18 protein-coding genes are annotated in these 17,595 nt (G+C 68.0%); 6 read left to right on the top strand and 12 right to left on the bottom strand.

The window, feature by feature from the left end:
- Positions 1-164 precede the first annotated feature (164 nt).
- Both ACOZBP_RS10060 and ACOZBP_RS10055 read right to left on the bottom strand, forming a co-directional pair.
- Entirely contained in the window at positions 165-959 is a 795-nt protein-coding gene (locus tag ACOZBP_RS10060; protein WP_422676292.1) for an SDR family oxidoreductase, read from the bottom strand.
- Positions 956-1,249 carry a 4a-hydroxytetrahydrobiopterin dehydratase gene (locus ACOZBP_RS10055; RefSeq protein ID WP_114818207.1) on the bottom strand — a complete coding sequence of 98 codons (294 nt, stop codon included), beginning with the start codon at positions 1,247-1,249 and terminating at the stop codon, positions 956-958. Before ACOZBP_RS10055 ends, ACOZBP_RS10060 begins: the two co-directional genes overlap by 4 nt.
- Before the next feature lie 183 nt (positions 1,250-1,432).
- Between ACOZBP_RS10055 and ACOZBP_RS10050 the strand changes: the two genes are divergently transcribed.
- From ACOZBP_RS10050 to ACOZBP_RS10040, 3 genes are read left to right on the top strand one after another with little or no spacing between them, the layout of a single operon-like run.
- Complete coding sequence (locus ACOZBP_RS10050) at positions 1,433-2,227, top strand: class I SAM-dependent methyltransferase (RefSeq protein ID WP_422676291.1); 795 nt, start codon at positions 1,433-1,435, stop codon at positions 2,225-2,227.
- Positions 2,215-3,798 carry a 2-polyprenylphenol 6-hydroxylase gene (gene ubiB, locus ACOZBP_RS10045; RefSeq protein ID WP_422676290.1) on the top strand — a complete coding sequence of 528 codons (1,584 nt, stop codon included), beginning with the start codon at positions 2,215-2,217 and terminating at the stop codon, positions 3,796-3,798. Before ACOZBP_RS10050 ends, ubiB begins: the two co-directional genes overlap by 13 nt.
- 22 nt (positions 3,799-3,820) lie before the next feature.
- Positions 3,821-4,276: a hypothetical protein gene (locus ACOZBP_RS10040; RefSeq protein WP_422676289.1), complete on the top strand. Its 456-nt coding sequence runs from the start codon at positions 3,821-3,823 to the stop codon at positions 4,274-4,276.
- 3 nt (positions 4,277-4,279) lie between these two features.
- On the opposite strand, the gene arfB is transcribed toward ACOZBP_RS10040, so the two are convergent.
- From arfB to ACOZBP_RS10005, 7 genes are all read right to left on the bottom strand, one after another.
- The gene (gene arfB / locus ACOZBP_RS10035) at positions 4,280-4,681 is read right to left on the bottom strand and encodes an alternative ribosome rescue aminoacyl-tRNA hydrolase ArfB (RefSeq protein WP_422676288.1); all 402 of its coding nucleotides are present in this window, start codon (positions 4,679-4,681) and stop codon (positions 4,280-4,282) included.
- A complete protein-coding gene (locus ACOZBP_RS10030; RefSeq protein ID WP_422676287.1) occupies positions 4,678-5,136 on the bottom strand; it encodes a YaiI/YqxD family protein in 459 nt (152 codons plus the stop codon). Before ACOZBP_RS10030 ends, arfB begins: the two co-directional genes overlap by 4 nt.
- 265 nt (positions 5,137-5,401) lie before the next feature.
- Positions 5,402-6,745 carry an amidohydrolase family protein gene (locus ACOZBP_RS10025; protein WP_422676286.1) on the bottom strand — a complete coding sequence of 448 codons (1,344 nt, stop codon included), beginning with the start codon at positions 6,743-6,745 and terminating at the stop codon, positions 5,402-5,404.
- A gap of 3 nt (positions 6,746-6,748) precedes the next feature.
- On the bottom strand, positions 6,749-8,245 hold the full coding sequence (locus ACOZBP_RS10020; protein ID WP_422676285.1) for an amidohydrolase: 1,497 nt from the start codon (positions 8,243-8,245) through the stop codon (positions 6,749-6,751).
- A gap of 87 nt (positions 8,246-8,332) precedes the next feature.
- Entirely contained in the window at positions 8,333-8,614 is a 282-nt protein-coding gene (locus tag ACOZBP_RS10015) for a DUF167 family protein (RefSeq protein WP_422676284.1), read from the bottom strand.
- Between the two features lie 243 nt (positions 8,615-8,857).
- On the bottom strand, positions 8,858-9,787 hold the full coding sequence (locus ACOZBP_RS10010; protein WP_422676283.1) for an electron transfer flavoprotein subunit alpha/FixB family protein: 930 nt from the start codon (positions 9,785-9,787) through the stop codon (positions 8,858-8,860).
- Complete coding sequence (locus tag ACOZBP_RS10005) at positions 9,788-10,552, bottom strand: electron transfer flavoprotein subunit beta/FixA family protein (RefSeq protein WP_422676282.1); 765 nt, start codon at positions 10,550-10,552, stop codon at positions 9,788-9,790.
- Between the two features lie 124 nt (positions 10,553-10,676).
- Here ACOZBP_RS10005 and ACOZBP_RS10000 point away from each other — a divergent pair, with 124 nt between their 5' ends.
- The gene (locus ACOZBP_RS10000; RefSeq protein WP_422676281.1) at positions 10,677-11,018 is read left to right on the top strand and encodes a hypothetical protein; all 342 of its coding nucleotides are present in this window, start codon (positions 10,677-10,679) and stop codon (positions 11,016-11,018) included.
- Positions 11,019-11,220: 202 nt separating this feature from the next.
- Here ACOZBP_RS10000 and ACOZBP_RS09995 read toward each other — a convergent pair whose 3' ends face one another.
- Together ACOZBP_RS09995 and ACOZBP_RS09990 are read right to left on the bottom strand one after the other, a co-directional pair.
- A complete protein-coding gene (locus tag ACOZBP_RS09995) occupies positions 11,221-11,793 on the bottom strand; it encodes a cob(I)yrinic acid a,c-diamide adenosyltransferase (RefSeq protein WP_422676280.1) in 573 nt (190 codons plus the stop codon).
- A 4-nt stretch (positions 11,794-11,797) separates the two neighbouring features.
- Entirely contained in the window at positions 11,798-12,001 is a 204-nt protein-coding gene (locus ACOZBP_RS09990) for a twin transmembrane helix small protein (RefSeq protein WP_114818174.1), read from the bottom strand.
- Positions 12,002-12,138: 137 nt separating this feature from the next.
- On the opposite strand from ACOZBP_RS09990, the gene ACOZBP_RS09985 reads away from it, so the two are divergent.
- Together ACOZBP_RS09985 and ACOZBP_RS09980 are read left to right on the top strand one after the other, a co-directional pair.
- Positions 12,139-14,553: a TonB-dependent receptor domain-containing protein gene (locus ACOZBP_RS09985; protein WP_422676279.1), complete on the top strand. Its 2,415-nt coding sequence runs from the start codon at positions 12,139-12,141 to the stop codon at positions 14,551-14,553.
- A 99-nt stretch (positions 14,554-14,652) separates the two neighbouring features.
- Positions 14,653-15,774, top strand: a complete 1,122-nt coding sequence (locus ACOZBP_RS09980; protein ID WP_422676278.1) for a hypothetical protein — start codon at positions 14,653-14,655, stop codon at positions 15,772-15,774.
- Between the two features lie 260 nt (positions 15,775-16,034).
- Here ACOZBP_RS09980 and ahcY read toward each other — a convergent pair whose 3' ends face one another.
- On the bottom strand, positions 16,035-17,426 hold the full coding sequence (gene ahcY, locus ACOZBP_RS09975) for an adenosylhomocysteinase (RefSeq protein WP_422676277.1): 1,392 nt from the start codon (positions 17,424-17,426) through the stop codon (positions 16,035-16,037).
- Between the last annotated feature and the right edge of the window lie 169 nt (positions 17,427-17,595).

Here is a 17,595-nt window from a genome sequence, read left to right as displayed (position 1 = left end):
TTTACGGGGGAGGGGGACCACGAAGTGGTGGAGGGGGCGGATACAGCCGCTGTCGCTTCCTTTGTATCGCGCCCAGTTCAGCTCACCCCCGATGCCGTGTTTCGCCCCCTCCACCATGCTGCGCATGGTCCCCCTCCCCCGCTTCGCAGGGGAGGATTTTCAAGTCACTGCGCCGTCATGCCGCCGTCGATCTTGAACTCGGCCCCGGTGACGAACTTCGACTCGTCCGAGGCCAGATAGAGGACGCAATACGCCACGTCGTCCGGCTCGCCGATGCGCTTCAAGGGGATGCCGCGCGCCAGCTTCTCGTGCGCCGTCGTCTCGTCGCCGCCGGCCATGGCGACGAAGGGGTCGAGGATGGGCGTCTTGATGAAGACCGGGTGGACCGAGTTGGCGCGCACGTTCCAGCCGGCCTTGGCGCATTCGAGCGCCACCGTCTTGGTGTAGAGCCAGACCGCCGCCTTGGTGGCGTTGTAGGCGCCCATGCCGGGCGCCGCCGCCAGTCCCGCGATCGAAGAGATGTTGACGATGGAGCCCGCGCCAGAGGCCCGCAGGTGCGGCATGGCGTGCTTGCAGCCCAGCATGACGGACTCGATATTGACCGCCTGCACCAGCCGCCAATTCTCCAGCGTGTCCTGCTCGGCCCAGGCCAGGCGGCCGCCGATGCCGGCGTTGTTCACCAGGATGGACAGGCCGCCCATGTCCTCGGCGGCGGCGGCGGCGACGCGGACCCAGTCGTCCTCGCGCGTCACGTCGTGCTCGTAGGCGAAGGCGGAGCCCGGATGGTCGGCGTTGATGGCCTCGGCCAGAGCCCGCGCCCCGTTCAGGTCGCGGTCGGAGACGGCGACTTTCGCGCCTTCCTTCACGAGCATCCGCGCCATGGCCTGGCCCAGACCGCCCGCCGCCCCGGTGATCAGGGCGGCCTTGCCGGCGACGCGGCCCGGACGGGGGGCGCTCACTCCACCAGGCCCTTGACGGCGTCGTCGATGAAGCGGGCCATGGCGACGTCCTTCTCGGTCACCCCGCCCGCGTCGTGGGTGGTCAGCAGGACCTCGACGCGGTTGTAGACGTTCGACCATTCGGGATGGTGGTCCGCCTTGTCCGCCAGCAGGGCCACGCGAGTCATGAAGCCGAAGGCGGCGTTGAAATCCTTGAAGCGCAAGCTGCGGGCGATGGCCGGGCGCGGGTCGTCGGCGCGTCGCCAGTCGGGCAGGCCCTGAAGCACGGCGTTGACGTCGAGGGCGGTCATGGGCGTCTCCTTGATTTTCCTCAGGCGTATCGCGGCCCCGAGGGGGCGACAAGCCGTGACGCCGCGTCAACGCGCTGGCTTCTCCTCCCCCTCCCCCGCTGCGCAGGGGAGGATTGGCGTTGAGCCGCGACAAGAACGCTTCCCCGGATGACGCCGCGCGCAGGAGGGGTTACACCCCCTGTCATGACCCAGGCCGACAGCTCCTCCCCCACCGGCGCCCCCTCTGGCAAGACCTCCTCATTCGGCTTCCGCGACGTGGACGCGAAGGAAAAGGTGCAGATGGTGCGCGGCGTCTTCGATTCCGTCGCGTCCAACTATGACCTGATGAACGACCTGATGAGCGCGGGCGTGCACCGGCTGTGGAAGGACGCCACGGCGGCCAAGCTGAACGCCCGACCCGGCGAGGTCATCCTGGACATGGCCGGGGGCACCGGCGACATGGCGCGGCGCTATTCGAAGATGGCGCGGGCGGCGCAGGCGCGGCGCGGCGGCGAGGACGCCACCGTCATCGTCATGGACTACAACGCCGAGATGATCCTGAACGGGGTGGCCAAGGGCGGCGAGCCCGAGATGGCCTGGGGCGTGGGCGACGCCATGAACCTGCCCTTCCCCGACGCCTGTCTGGACGCCTATTCGATCAGCTTCGGCATCCGCAACGTGTCGGACGTGGCCGGCGCCCTGAAGGAGGCGCGCCGCGCGCTGAAGCCAGGCGGGCGCTTCATCTGCCTGGAGTTCTCGCGCCCCACGACCGAGGCCCTGCGCCGCGCCTATGACGCCTGGTCCTTCCACGCCATTCCGCGCATCGGCGAATGGGTCGCCAAGGATCGTGACTCCTATCAGTATCTGGTCGAGAGCATCCGTCGCTTCCCCGATCAGGCCACCTTCAAGCGGATGATCGAAGACGCCGGTTTCAGCCGCGTCAGCGTCACCAACCTGTCCGGCGGGATCGCAGCCATCCACCACGGGTGGGCGATCTGAGCCGGCTGTCCGTCAAGACCCCGCCGCCTGCGCCGACGCCGGAACCCGTCCGCGATCCGCTGGGCGCGAGCTTCCGTCTGATCGGCTGGGGCTGGGTGCTGGCGCGCCACGACGCCCTGATCCCGCGCGAGGCGACCCATCTGCTGCCCGTCTGGGCGCGGCCCTTTGCGCGGCTGGTGCAGATGACCGCCAGCCGCAAGCACCGCGCCGGACGGCCCGGCCAGCGCGTGGGTCAGGCCTTCGAGCACCTCGGCCCCGTGGCCATCAAACTGGGTCAGGTTCTGGCCACCCGCGCCGACATCTTCGGCATCCAGTTCGCCCAGGACCTGGGTCGGCTGAAGGACAAGCTGCCGCCCTTTCCGCTGTCCGACGCCCGCGCCGAGATCGAGCGCTCGCTGGGCCGTCCGGTCGAGAGCCTGTACCGCAACCTGGGCGAGCCGGTCGCCGCCGCGTCCCTGGCTCAGGCGCACCCCGCCTGGCTGGCCGACGGCCGCAAGGTGGCGGTCAAGGTGCTGCGCCCCGGCGTCGAGCGCCGCGTGGCGCGCGGTCTGGACGCCATGCGTCTGGGCGCCAAGCTGGTGCAGAAGTTCGTCGAGCCGGCCCGGCGGCTGGAGCCGCAGGCCTTTGTCGAGATCATCGCCCGCGCCCTGTCGCTGGAGCTGGACATGCGGCTGGAGGCGGCCGCCGCCTCCGAACTGGCCGAGGTCATGGCCAAGGACGGCTATATGTCCGCCCCCGCCATCGTCTGGGACGGGGTGGGCAAGCGGGTGCTGACGCTGGAGTGGGCCAAGGGCCTGCCGATGACCGATCCGGCGCTGATGGACCTGCCGGGCCTCGACGCCGACGCCCTGGCCGACAAGGTGGTGCGCGCCTTCCTGATCCAGGCGCTGGACCACGGCGTCTTCCACGCCGACCTGCACGAGGGCAATCTGTTCGCCGATGCGCCGGCGCAGCTGACCGCCATCGACTTCGGCATTGTCGGGCGTCTGGGTCCGGCCGAGCGGCGCTACCTGGCCGAGATTCTGTGGGGCTTCATCAGCCGCGACTACGACCGCATCAGCCGCGTCCATTTCGAGGCCGGCTACGTCCCGCCGCACCACTCGGTCGACACCTTCGCCCAGGCCCTGCGCGCGGTCGGCGAGCCGGTCATCGGACGCCAGGCCAGCCAGGTGTCGATGGGCCGCCTGCTGGGCCAGCTTTTCGAGATCACCGCCCTGTTCGACATGCATATGCGGCCCGAACTGGTGCTGCTGCAAAAGACCATGGTCTCGGTCGAGGGCGTGGCGCGGCGCCTCAACCCCGACCACGACCTTTGGGAAGCGGCCAAGCCCGTGGTCGAGCGCTGGATCAAGCGCGAACTGGGCCCGCAGACCCAGATCAGGCAGACGGTGGAAGAGGCCGTCGCCACGCTGAAGGCCCTGTCGCAGCTGGCGCAGAACCCGCCGCAATCTCAGACGTTGGTGATCGAGAAGGCCGGAACCCGGCCCTGGGTGGTCGCCGCCGTCACCGTCGCCGTCTGTGCGTCGGTCGCCGCCTTGGTCCTGACACTCTGGCCGATGATCGTCGCCTGACGTTTCTTCGGAGCCCGCGCCTATGAAAACCCCGATCCTTGTCGCCGCCGCCCTGGGCGCGAGCCTGCTCGCCCTGCCCGCCGCGGCCCAGACGGCGGCGGCCACGCTCCCCAACGCCTTCGGCCAACCGGCCCCCGCGCCGGCGCAAGGCCCGGCGGCGCCGGTGGCTGCCGAGGCCCCCGACATCGCCCGTTCGGAAGCCGCGCTGCGCGCCGTGATCGCCTCGCTGCAATCCAACGAGATCGACTATTCGGTTTTCAGCGCCAGCCTGGCCGAGCAGATTCGCAGCCGCGCCGCCGAGTTCGCGCCGCGCGTCCAGCAACTGGGCGCGATCCAGACCGTCGACTATCGCGGCCAGCAGGAGGGCGCCGAGCTGTTTCGCGTGGTGTTCGCGAAACAGGCGACCGACTGGGTCATCGCCTTCGACGCCGAGGACCAGATCGCCGCCCTGCTCTACCGCCCCGCCCAGGACGACTAGGCGCTAATCCAGCGAGGGCTTGCCGCGTCCGCTCTTGATGGTCGAGCGCGTGGACTTGCCCTTCAGCCGGCGCTCCTTGGACGCCCGCGTCGGTCGGGTGGGCACGCGGTAGACCGGCCTGACCGAAGCCTCGGCCACCATCTCGTCCAGCCGCGCGATGGCGTCGGCCCGGTTGCGTTCCTGGGTGCGAAAGCGGACGGCGGTGATGACGATGACGCCGTCCAGCGTCAGGCGGCTGCCCGCCAGCTTCATCAGGCGTTCCTTGACCGGATCCGTCAGGCTGGGCGAGTTCTTGACGTCAAATCGCATCTGGACCGAGGTCGAGACCTTGTTGACGTTCTGGCCGCCGGGGCCGCCGGAGCGGAAGAAGCGGAACTCCAGTTCATCCTCCGGAATGCGGCTCACGGACTGACCTTCCGTACACGGACGACCGCCGTGTCCAGGGCCTGAAGGAAGCGCGAACGGTCGGCGGTCGAGAAGGGCGGCGGGCCGCTGGTGGCCACGCCCATGGAGCGCAGATGCTCGCCCACCAGCCGTCCAGCCAGGGCGGAGCCGATGGAATCCGGCGTAAAGGGCTGGCCGTTCGACTTCAGCGCCTGGGCCCCGGACTTCAGACAGCGGTCGGCCAGGGGGATGTCGGCGGTGATGACGATGTCGCCGGTGACAGCGCGCTCGGCGATCCAGTCGTCGGCCACGTCGGGGCCGGCGTCGACCACCACCTGCTCGATCAGGGGCTCGCGCGGGACGTTGATCCAGGCGTTCGACACCACGAAGACCTTGAGGCCGTAGCGGCGGCCTACGCGATAGACCTCCTCCTTCACGGGGCAGGCGTCGGCGTCGATGTAGAGGGTGGTGGGCATGGGGGTCTTATGACGCGTCGTGGCGACGGGGAGAAGGGCGTGCAATCTGGTTCCTTCTCCCGATGGGAGAAGGTGGCCCGAAGGGCCGGATGAGGGTCGGCGTTCTCAGTCGGCGTGAGCCGCTGCGCAACGGCGTCCGCCGATTGAAAGCGTAGCCCCTCACCCTTTGGCTGCTACGCGCCGCCCTTCGGGTCGCCTTGCCAATCGCTACGCTCTTGGAGGCTCAAGCCCTCTCCCGCCGGGAGAGGGCAGCAAGGCAAGCATCTTACTGCGGGTAGGCGACCGGCATGGCCCCTTCGCCGCCGGTGCGATAGCGGTCGCGCAGCAGCAGGTTGCGGGCCTGAAGCGGCTGCTCCACCCCGTCGATGAAGACGGCGGAGGGCTGGCTCAGCGGCTCCAGCGGGTCGCCGGACCAGACCACGACGTCGCCCGCCGCGCCCGGCTTCAGCTCGCCGAACTGGCCGTCGAAGCCGAAGATGCGGGCCGGGTTGACCGTGATCGCCTGGATGGCCGCCGCGAAGGGCAGGCCGTGCGAGACGGCGTTGCCGGCGTTGTAGCGGATATCGCGGGCGCGGTGGGTCGAGCCCTCATTGCCCTTGATGGCGATGACCACGCCCGCCGCGTTCAGCGCCGCGGCGTTCTGCATCCGCGCCGCCCGCATTTCGAAATTGCCGGGCAGGTTGGTGATCGGGTGCAGCAGGACCGGGACCTTGGCGGCGGCGATCTCCTCGGCCACCAGCCAGCCCTCGGCGGCGCCGTCGAGGATGACCTTGACGCCTTCTTCGCGGGCCAGACGCAGGACCTGCTGAATGTCCGCGGCGCGGTTGACGCTGACGATCAGCGGCATTGAGCCGTTGGCCACCGGGATCAGGGCCTCCAGATCGGCGCGCGACAGCGACAGGTCGCGCAGCGCGGCCCGGTCATAGGCGGCCTTGTTCCTGGCATAGAGGCGGACCTCGGCCAGGGTCTCCTTGAACAGGACGAACTCGGCGCCGCGCGCGCCGCCGGCCACGCCCTTTCCGGCCTCGCCGAAGGGGGCGACCATGGCCACGCGCGGCTTGACCAGGATGTCGGCGCCGCCCAGCTTGATCACAGCCGCCTGGCCGGCGAACAGGCCCGGCGACTGGAAGCCGCCGTGACCGGCCCCGGCGAAGTCGCTGTCGTCGTGACTGTGGCCGCCGCCCGAGCCCGCGTGCTGGGGCGTGACCACGGCGCGGGTGACGCCGCCGAGGCGGGCGACCGGCAGGGTGAAGGACCAGGGGTCCAGGCCGTATGACAGGTCGAAGGCGGCGCTGAGGGTGTTGGCGTTGTTCGACAGGTCGTTGGAGCCGCGCACCGAGCCGACTTCCGAACCGCCGAGGCCGGAATCGACGGCGACGAAGCCGGGGGTCACGACCTGGCCGCGCGCGTCGATGGTGCGCAGGCCCGCCGGGGCCGCGCCGGTTCCGACCGAGACGACCCGGCCGTTGCGCACGACCACGGTGCCGTTCTCGATCACCGAGGTTCCGGTCAGGACGCGGCCGCCGGTGATGGCGACGTCCTGGGCCGCTGCGGGACCGACGAGGGCGAGCGCCGCGACAGCGCCCGCAAGAAGGGTTTGGATACGCATGGTTCAGCGAGCTCCCTGAGCGACGCCGGCGGCGGACTGGCCGAAGCCGGGCTGACCCAGTTCGAAATCGGATACGGGCTGGAAGGCGGGGTTGGTGCGGTCGAAGGCCAGGCCGCCGTCGATGAAGACCTGATCGGCGCGGGCGTAGATCGAGAAGGGATCGGCGCTCCAGATGACCACGTCGGCGCGCTTGCCGGGCTCCAGCGAGCCGGTCTCCTTGTCGATGCCGATGGAGCGGGCGGCGTTCAGGGTGATCCAGCTGATGGCGTGTTCTTCCGAGATGTTCATCCCGGCGCGGCGCCCCGCCGACAGGGCCGCGGCGACTTCCTGGTTGAGGCGCTGGGTCAGCTCGGCGTCGTCGGAGTGGATGACGGCGCAGGAGCCCTCGGGCGCGTCGGTCAGGGCGGCGTTCTCCTCGATGCCGTCCAGGGCCTCCATCTTGAAGCCCCACCAGCCGGTCCACATGGCGGCGCAGACGCCTTCACGGGCCAGCAGGGGCGCGATCTTGTAGGCCTCGACCGCGTGATGGAAGGTGGCGACCTTGTAGCCGAACTCCTTGGCCACATCGAGCATGACCGCCATCTCGTCGGCGCGATAGCAGTGGTTCTGGACCAGGATCGAGCCGTCCAGAACGCCCGCCAGGGTTTCCAGTTGCAGGTTGCGGGTCGGGGGCGTGCCCTGACCCTCGTCGCGCCACTTGTCCCACTTGGCCTTGTAGTCGCGGGCGGCGATGAAGGCGGCGCGGTAGCCGGCGACATTGCCCATGCCGGTGGCCGGCGAGGTGTTGCGGCCGCCATAGACGCGGCTGGGGTTCTCGCCGCAGGCCATCTTCAGGCCATAGGGGGCGTTGGGGAATTTCATCCCCTGCATGGTGACGGAGGGGATGTTGCGCACCGTCACGCCGCGACCGCCGAACAGGTTGGCCGATCCGGGCAGGATCTGGAGCGTGGTCACGCCGCCGGCGCGGGCGGTGTTGAAGCCGGGGTCCTGGGGCCAGATCGAATGCTCGGCCCAGACCTGGGCCGTATTCGGATTGGTGGCCTCGTTGCCGTCGCTCATGCCCTGAACGCCGGGCGAGGGATAGACGCCGAGGTGGCTGTGGATGTCGATGACGCCGGGCGTGACGTAGCGGCCGCGGGCGTCCACCACCTTGTGGCCGCTCGGCACCGGAGTGTTCGCCCCGCCGACGGCGGCGATGCGGCCGTCGGTGACGATCACCACGCCGGCCTCGATCTTCTGACCCGCGCCGGTCAGGACCGTGGCGCCGACGAGGGCCAGGTTCTCGCGCGGCAGACCGCGATAGGTCGAGGGATAGGGGTCGGTGTTGGCCCAGCCGTCCAGGCCGGGAGCCATGGTGCGGTCCTTGGACGCCGAAGCGGTCGAGGCCGTCTCGGTCCTGGGCTTGGCGTCGCCGGTGGTGGCGCAGGCCGACAGGGCCAGGGCGCCGAGCGCGCAGGTGAGGACAGCGAGGCTCGGGCCCCGCAGACGGTTAAGCAACATGGGCGAGACCCCCTCGCGCCCGCAGACAGCGGGCAGACAATGGGACGGCATACAAAGGAGGTTCAGCCTCGCCGTAAAGGGGAAATGTCAGAAGCCGGACAAGCGGTCGCGGACCTCGGCCTCGCTCAACCCCTCGACCTCGATCATCTTGAGCCGCGACTGGCCGCCGCGCGCCAGGGTCACGTCGCGCTTAGGGACGCCTAACGCCTTGGCCAGAAAGGCCGTCAGGGCGGCGTTGGCCTCGCCCTCGACCGGCTGAGCCCGGACGCGGACCTTGAGCACCGGGCGGCCGTCGGGATCGACGTCCCAGCCGTCGATGCGATCGGCGGCGGCGCGGGGCGTCAGCCTGATGGCGAGGCGGGCGGTCATGGCCCTATGTCCGTCATCCCGGCCCAGCGGTGCAAGCTCTCCCTCCCCGTTCGGGGAGGGTGGTCGATGCGAAGCGAAGACCGGGTGGGGAGGGCGAGGCGATACCGAGGCGCGGCTGACTTGCCTGGCCGCCCCCACCCGCGCTGCGCGGTACCCTCCCCCAAGGGGGAGGGAGACAGCCAATTGAAAACGCGCCGGACGGTTTCCCATCCGGCGCGCTTCAGGTTCAGTCTGCGGCGCCGATCAGCCCAGGGCGGCCATCAGTTCCGGCACGACGGTCTTGTAGTCGCCCACGATGCCGTAGTCGGCGACCTGGAAGATCGGGGCGTCGGCGTCCTTGTTGATGGCGACGATGACCTTGGAGTCCTTCATGCCGGCCAGGTGCTGGATGGCGCCCGAGATGCCGATGGCGATGTAGAGGGCCGGAGCCACGACCTTGCCGGTCTGGCCGACCTGATAGTCGTTGGGGGCGTAGCCCGCGTCGACGGCGGCGCGGCTGGCGCCGATGGCGGCGCCCAGCTTGTCGGCCAGGGGCTCCATGACGGCGTGGAACTCGTCGGCCGAACCCAGGGCGCGACCGCCGGAGACGATGATCTTGGCGGCGCCCAGTTCGGGGCGGTCCGACTTGACCATTTCCTCGGAGACGAAGGCGGTCTTGGGCGCTTCACCGGCAGCGACGCTCTCGACCGAGGCCGAACCGCCTTCAGCGGCGGCGGCGAAGGCCGTCGGACGCACGGTGATGACCTTCTTGGCGTCGGCCGACTGGACGGTTTCCAGGGCGTTGCCGGCGTAGATCGGGCGCACGAAGGTATCGGCCGAGACGACCTCGACGATGTCCGAGATCGGCGCCGTGTCCAGCTTGGCGGCGATGCGCGGGGCGAAATTCTTGCCGTCGGTGTTGGCCGGGGTCAGGATGGCGTCGTAGCCAGCGGCCAGCGGCAGGACCGTGGCCTCGACAGCCTCGGCCAGACCGTGAGCGACGGCGTCGCCCTCGGCCAGCAGGACCTTGCGCACGCCCGAGATTTTCGCGGCGGCGTCAGCCACGGCCTGGGCGTTCTTGCCGAGGACCAGAACGTCCACGTCCGACGACAGGGCCAGAGCCGCCGTCACCGTCTTGTGGGTGGTGTCGCGAACAGCCGAACCGTCGTGGTCGGCGATGACGAGAACGGCCATTTACAGGACCCCCGCGGACTTGAGCTTGGAAACCAGTTCGGCCGCATCGGCGACCTTGACGCCCGCCGAGCGGGTCGGCGGGGTCGTGACCTTCAGAACCTTGAGGCGGTCGGCGGTATCGACGCCGTAGTCGGCGACCGCCTTCATGGCGATCTCCTTCTTCTTGGCCTTCATGATGTTGGGCAGGGAGGCGTAGCGCGGCGTGTTCAGACGCAGGTCGACCGAGACCACCGCCGGCAGTTCCGCCGCCACGGTCTGCAGCCCGCCGTCGACTTCACGGGTGACCACAGCCTTGCCGCCGTCGATGACCAGCTTTCCGGCGAAGGTGGCTTGCGGCCAGTCCAGCAGGGCGGCCAGCATCTGACCCACGGCGTTGTTGTCGCCGTCGATCGACTGCTTGCCCAGCAGGACCAGGTCCGGCTTCTCTTCGTCGACGACCGCCTTCAGCAGCTTGGCGACGGCCAGCGGCTCCAGGTCGGCGTCCGACTGGATCAGGATGCCGCGATCAGCGCCCATGGCCAGGGCCGTGCGGATGGTTTCCTGGGCCTGGGTCACGCCGATGGAGACGACGACGATTTCCGTCGCCGTGCCTGCGGCATGGTGTTCCTTGCCCTCTTTCAGACGCACGGCCTCTTCGACGGCGATTTCGTCGAAGGGGTTCATGCTCATCTTGACGTTGGCGAGATCGACGCCAGTCTGGTCCGCCTTGACGCGGGCCTTGACGTTGCTGTCGATCACCCGTTTCACCGGGACGAGTACCTTCATGAGCCTATCCACTTGGTCATCGAAATATGGGTCGAGGGATTGGACCGGGGAAACCGGCCTGTCAACGTAACGCTACGTGAACTGCGGTCGTGTCGCGGGCGTAATTTTCATCTATGAGACCCGTATGAAACGCTTCCTGACGATCCGCCGCCTCAGCGTCCTCTTCTTCGGCATCTTCGGCCTGATGATCGCCGGCGTCTTCGTGTTCCAGCGCTTCTGGATGGAGCCGGGCGAACGCTGCGAGGCCCAGGGCAAGTGGTACGACATGGAAAGCCGCATCTGCGCCCAGCCCATCTCGATCGCTGAAATCACCGGCCGCCCCATCGGCGTCACCCGCGCCGAGGCCTCGGCCGAGAAGAACAAGGAGCTGGTGGTCATCGAAACCCAGCTGACCGCCGAGAAGCGCGCCCGCGACGCCGCGACCGCCGCCGAACGCGTCCGGGTCGAGGCCTTGCAGCAGCGATAAAACCCCGATCCTCCCCTGCGCAGCGGGGGAGGGGGACCATGCGCAGCATGGTGGAGGGGGCGAGATCAGGCGCCTGCTTCTGAACGCACCAGGCAGCGCGAAGAAATCCAAGTCGGAGGCTGTGGCCGCCCCCTCCACCACTTCGTGGTCCCCCTCCCCCGTGAACGGGGGAGGATTTAGGTCGCGTTCGCTCTCAGCCGTTTCAGCGCGTCGCGCCGGGCTTCCACAGGATGTCGGCGGCGCCGTTGGCGTTGGCGCGGCGGGCGGCGACGAACAGGTGGTCCGACAGCCGGTTCAGATAGCGGACCGCGTCAGGATTCACCTGCTCGCCCGACTCCATCAGACGAATGGCGTCCCGCTCGGCCCGACGGCAGACGGTGCGGGCCAGGTGCAGGTGGGCCGACAGGGGTGAACCGCCCGAAAGGATGAAGCTGTCCAGCGGCTTCAGGCTCTCGTTCATCCAGTCGATTTCCGTCTCGATCCGCTCGACCTGAGAGGCGATGATGCGCAGCGCCTCCCATTTCGGCGCCGGGTCCAGCGGCGTGGCCAGATCGGCGCCCAGGTCGAACAGCTCGTTCTGGATGCGGCCCAGCATGGCGTCGATGCGGTCGTTCTGGCCGCTGTTCAGGCGGGCCACGCCGATCACGGCGTTCAGTTCGTCGACCGTGCCATAGGCCTCGACCCGCAGATCGGTCTTGGACACCGGCGCGCCCGAGGCCAGGCGGGTCTGACCGCCGTCGCCGGTGCGGGTGTAGATCTTGTTCAGCGTGACCATGGTCCTAGCCCCCGTGCGTGGATTTCCACCACATGCCGCCCATCAGCAACAGGACCGCCACCGCCTGCAAGACGACGCGCAGCCGCATCAGCTTGTTGGAATTGGTGCGGGCGAAATCACCGCCGCGATACAGGGTATAGACCCCGAAGCCGAGCGTAATGGTCACGGCGGCGATGGCGATGAGGATCAGGATGTCGAAGATTTCCATGATCGCCTTCTAGGCCCGCTGCCGCCCGCGCGCCAGCGCCCGGCCAGGGAACTGCAGTTGCGACGTATTCGCACACCCCCATTGTCAGGTTCGGCGACCTGCTGTTGAGAGGCGCTCGCAACTAACCGGGGCTATTCATGTCTTCCTTCGCCGTCTCTCGTCGCTCGACCCTGCTGGCCGCCTCGGCGCTGGCCTCCCTGTCGCTGGGTCAGGCCGCATTGGCGGACGACCAGACCCAGACGACGACCGTCGACGACGTCGTCGTCACCGCCGCCGGTTTCGAACAGAAGCTCACCGACGCCCCGGCCAGCATCAGCGTCATCACCCAGGAAGAGCTGAAACGTCGCCCCTACATCACCCTGCTGGACGCCGTGCGGGACCTGGAAGGCGTGGACGTCGGCGAGACGCGCGACAAGACGGGTCAGGGCACCATCTCCATGCGCGGCATGGGCTCGGACTACACCCTGATCCTGGTGAACGGCCGTCGTCAGAACAACCACGGCAACATCTATCCCAACGACTTCGGCGGAAACCAATTCAACCACATCCCGCCGATGGACGCGATCGAGCGCATCGAGGTGATCCGCGGGCCTGCCTCGACCCTTTACGGCGCCGAAGCCATGGGCGGCGTGATCAACATCATCACCAAGCGCACGCTGGACCGGTGGTCGGGCTCGGCGACCGTGGGGCGCACCTTTGAAGAAAACGACGCCTATGGCGACGACGCCACCGCCGACCTGTACGCCACGGGTCCGCTGATCCGCGGCCTGCTGAACCTTGGCGTGCGCGCCAGCTGGTACGACCGCAGCGCCTCCAACCCGGTGTTCGCTCCGGTCACCGACCCCGCAGGCGATGTCCACAACCGCTCGCTGGGCTTCGGAGGCGGCGGCAAGACGGTGGACAACACCAACACCACGGCGGGCTTCAGTCTGATCTTCACCCCGACCAGCGCCCAGACGCTGACCTTCGACTACGACATGTCGAAGCAGGAATATAACAACCAGATCCGCACCAACGACGCGGGCGATCCCGAGTATCCGGTCGGCACGGTCGACAACATCGCCAGCATCTGGACCGCCGGCAACTTCTGTCTCGGCGCCACCGGGGCCAATGCGGCGGCCTGCGGCCGCAACGGCGGCGTCTGGTCGCGCCGCGCCAACCCGCGTGTCGGGTACAGCCCGACGCAGGAGTTCACCCGCGACAGCTGGGCCCTGACCCACGAAGGCCGCTGGAGCTTCGGCAACAGCCGCGTGTCGCTGTCGCATGTCGCCACCAATAATGAAGGCCGCACCATGCCCTTCACGGTGGCCGAACGGGCCCAGTTGCTGGCCATGTTCGACGGCACGGGCCAGTACGCCGGCCTGAGCACCGCCGATCGTCGGGCCCTGGCGGAGACCACCTTCCTGCCGCGCCCCAAACGCACGCTGGAAAGCGCCCAGTACACCCTCGACGCGCAGATCGACCTGCCCTTCCAGCTCGCCGGCGACCATATCGCTGTCCTGGGCGGCCAGGTCATCCGCGGGGAGCTGACGGACGGCGTCTTCGGCATGGAGAGCGGCGCCCCGGGCCAGAAGCAGGACCACAACATGTTCTCGCTGTTCGCCGAGGACACCTGGCAGGCGACGACGGCCTTCGCCGTCACCGCAGGCCTGCGCTACGACGATCATGAACTGTTCGGCAGCCAGTTCAGCCCGCGCCTCTACGGCGTCTACAACGTCAACGATCAGTGGACCGTAAAGGGCGGGGTCAGCACCGGCTTCAAGACCCCGCAGACCACCCAGCTCTATGACGGCGTGACCGGCTTCGGCGGTCAGGGCACCTCGCCCATGTTCGGCAACCCCGACCTGAAGCCGGAAACCAGCGTCAGCACCGAACTGGCGGTCTACTGGCGCCACCCGGACCGGCACAATTTCAACGCGACCGTCTTCAACAACGTCTTTGACGACAAGATCGCCAACCAGCCCTGCGGCGTGGGCGCCGACCTGCCCTGCGCCTCCAGCGGCGAGTTCGCCGACATCGGCTATGGCAGCAGCAGCCGCGCGACCAACATCGACGAGGTCGTCATCCGCGGCGTGGAAGTCGCCGGCCGCTGGCAGGCGCTCGACAACTTCAGCCTGCGCGGCAACTACACCTTCACCGACAGCGAGCAGAAGAGCGGCCAGAACGCCGGTCGCCCCCTGGGCAACAGCGCGCGCCACATGGCCAACGCCTCGGCGGAATGGCAGGCGACTGACAAGCTCAACTTCCTGCTGTCGAGCGAGCTGCGGTCCAAGCGCTATCGCAGCTACGACGTCGCCAGCGACAAGGAGCTCTTCTACAAGAGCTACGCCGTCCTCCACCTGGCGGCGTCCTATGAAGTGAACAGCTGGCTGACCGTCAACGGGCGCGTCAACAACCTGCTGGATCAGGACTTCACCACCTACGATACGGCCTTCTACGACCTGGACGGCGACGACCGGTACCAGACCACTGGCGAGGTCGTGTACCTCGACCACTACAACAACAAGGACAAGGCGCGCAGCTTCTGGGTCAGCGTCAACGCCCGCTTCTGATCCTTCTCGACCCATGTTGAACAGGGCCGCCGCGCCTGGGGCGGCCCTGTTGGCGTACAGCTAAGCCGTTAGTCATCTTTGCCGGTCAGTATGGCCGGCATGACTGATCGCGCCGTCCGCAATCTGGAACATCTGCGCCGCACCGCGTCGACGGCGCGGGTGTTGAACCTGCTCAAGGTCTTCGACGAGCACGGCGAGACCGACGACTGGGCCGAGCGGCCCATGTTCCGCACCCCGGCGTTGAATACGTCGCTGATCATCAAGCACCGCCTGCGTCGCAACGAGACGGATTCCTTCCCGGGTCGCCGACAGGTGGCGACCAAGGTGGTGGTGCCGATCGACAGCACCGACCTGAAAACCGGGGGCCGCTTTGTCTTCGTCAACCAGATCGGCTTCGAGCGCGCCATGCAGGAGGCGTTCGGGATTCAAGCCGACCATCCCGACCTGAAGACCCTGCGGCTGATGGACCAGCTGCCGTCGCTGGACCCCTTCCTGCTGCGTGAGCAGCTGCGACGCGGCGAGGTGGACGCGGCGCCCTGTTATTTCGCCCTCAGCGAGGCCGACCTGGAGCGGATGCTGACCTTCGTCCAGAGCGAGATCGAGCCCCTGGTCACGCTCAGCATGGGCGGCGGAATCGCGGCGGTAGGCTCGACCGCCCGCATGGCGTCGAAGATCCTGTCCAACGCCCCCGGCGACCGGCTGGAGGCGCTGCGCGCCACCCTGAGGCTGGAGCCGGAGCAGTATCAGGAGGGCGTCTTCTGCTGGAAGGGCTTCCTCTATTACAAGTGGACCCTGGCCAGCCTGATGAACGATATCGTGGTCGTCGCCGACGAGGTGGGCACGGTGACGCCGGTCGGCCCCAGCGACCGCGCCGCCAAGGAGTATATCGATCGGGGGCGTTCCGTCCTGCGCGGCCGCATCATGAAGACCTGCGAAGAGGTCAGCCGGACCCTGCGCTATTACGACGACGCCTATGCCAGCCTGACCCGCGACGGCAAACCCATCGCCTTCCGCGACTTCCTGCTGGAGGCGCCGGCCCTGTTCGCCCGCCTGGGCGATCAGCTGGGCGCGGTGCAGCACATCGTCAGCTTCTGGCGTTTCCGCTTCGGGCCCAAGGCGCCGCCGGTCGGCGTGGACGAACTGATCGACATCTTCATGGATTTCGAGACCGGCCTTATGGGCCGCGAGGCTGACGTCTACGATCCGCGCGACGCGGCTTAAGCAGTCCTCCCCTGCGCAGCGGGGGAGGGGGACCATGCGCAGCATGGTGGAGGGGGCGAGGTCAGGGCGCCGCATTTTGACGTCGAGCGCTGGATGGCGTGAAGGAAGTCAACCCTTGCGGCTGAGGCCGCCCCCTCCACCGCTTCGCGGTCCCCCTCTCCCGTAAACGGGGGAGGATCTAGTCCGCCTCCCCTTCGACCAAACAAAAACCCCGCGCTGTCGCCAGCGCGGGGTTTCTGCATCCAGACCTTCAGCAGGTCCTAGTAGCGGTAGTGTTCCGGCTTGAACGGACCCTCGGTCGGGACCGAGATGTAGTCGGCCTGTTCCTGGGTCAGCGTGGTCAGCTTGGCGCCCAGCTTGGCCAGGTGGAGGAAGGCGACCTTCTCATCCAGATGCTTGGGCAGGGTGTAGACCTGGTTCTGATAGGACTTGGCGTTGGTCCACAGCTCGATCTGGGCCAGGGTCTGGTTGGTGAACGAGGCCGACATCACGAACGAGGGGTGGCCCGTGGCGTTGCCCAGGTTCACCAGACGGCCTTCCGACAGCAGGATGATCTTCTTGCCGTCCGGGAACTCGATGTGGTGGACCTGCGGCTTGATCTCGTCCCACTTGAAGTTCTTCAGGCCGGCGACCTGAATTTCCGAGTCGAAGTGGCCGATGTTGCAGACGATGGCGTTGTTGCGCATCGCACGCATGTGCTCGACGCGGATGACGTCCTTGTTGCCGGTCGTGGTGACGAAGATGTCGGCCTTGTCGGCGACGTCTTCCAGGGTCTGGACCTCATAGCCTTCCATGGCCGCCTGAAGGGCGCAGATGGGGTCGATCTCGGTGACGATGACGCGGGCGCCGCCGTTCCGCAGCGAAGCGGCCGAGCCCTTGCCCACGTCGCCGTAGCCGCAGACCACGGCGACCTTGCCCGACAGCATGACGTCCGTGCCGCGACGGATGGCGTCCACCAGGCTCTCGCGGCAGCCGTACAGGTTGTCGAACTTGGACTTGGTGACGCTGTCGTTGACGTTGATGGCGGGGAAGGGCAGTTCGCCGCGTTCGGCCATCTGGTACAGGCGGTGAACGCCCGTGGTCGTCTCTTCCGACACGCCGCCGATGGCGTCGCGGATGGCCGAGTAGAAGCCGGGCTTCTCGGCGATGTAGCGCTTCATCACCGCGAACAGGGCTTCTTCTTCCTCGTTCTGCGGGTTCGACAGGACCGAGATGTCCTTCTCGGCCTTGGGGCCAAGCACGCACAGCAGGGTGGCGTCGCCGCCGTCGTCGAGGATCAGGTTCGGATAGCCGCCGTCGGCCCATTCGAAGATCTTGTGAGCGTAGTCCCAGTATTCTTCCAGGGTCTCGCCCTTGGTGGCGAAGACCGGCGTGCCGGCGGCGGCGATGGCGGCGGCGGCGTGGTCCTGGGTCGAGAAGATGTTGCACGAGGCCCAGCGCACTTCGGCGCCCAGGGCTTCCAGCGTCTGGATCAGGACCGCCGTCTGGATGGTCATGTGCAGGCTGCCGGCGATGCGGGCGCCCTTCAGCGGCTTGGCGGCGCCGAACTCTTCACGCAGGGACATCAGGCCCGGCATTTCGGTTTCGGCGATGGCGATTTCCTTGTTGCCGAAATCGGCCAGGGAAATGTCGCGAACGATGTAGTCGGTCATGCAGGGGTTCTCGCGGCGAGGATTTTCAAGGCGCCGCTATAGCGCGCCCCGCGCGCCGGGGCAATCAACACATAAGGATGTCTTTATATGACAGCCTGCAGCGATCCGTCCCCAGGCTCTGCGGGACACCTACGGGATTCTACGCATCGCCCTCTTAAGACCCGCAATA

This window comes from Brevundimonas sp. NPDC058933 (genome assembly GCF_049315965.1).
Classification (GTDB): Bacteria; Pseudomonadota; Alphaproteobacteria; order Caulobacterales; family Caulobacteraceae; genus Brevundimonas.
Note: the sequence above shows the minus strand (reverse complement) of the source record. Positions and strands in the feature narration are given on the sequence as shown.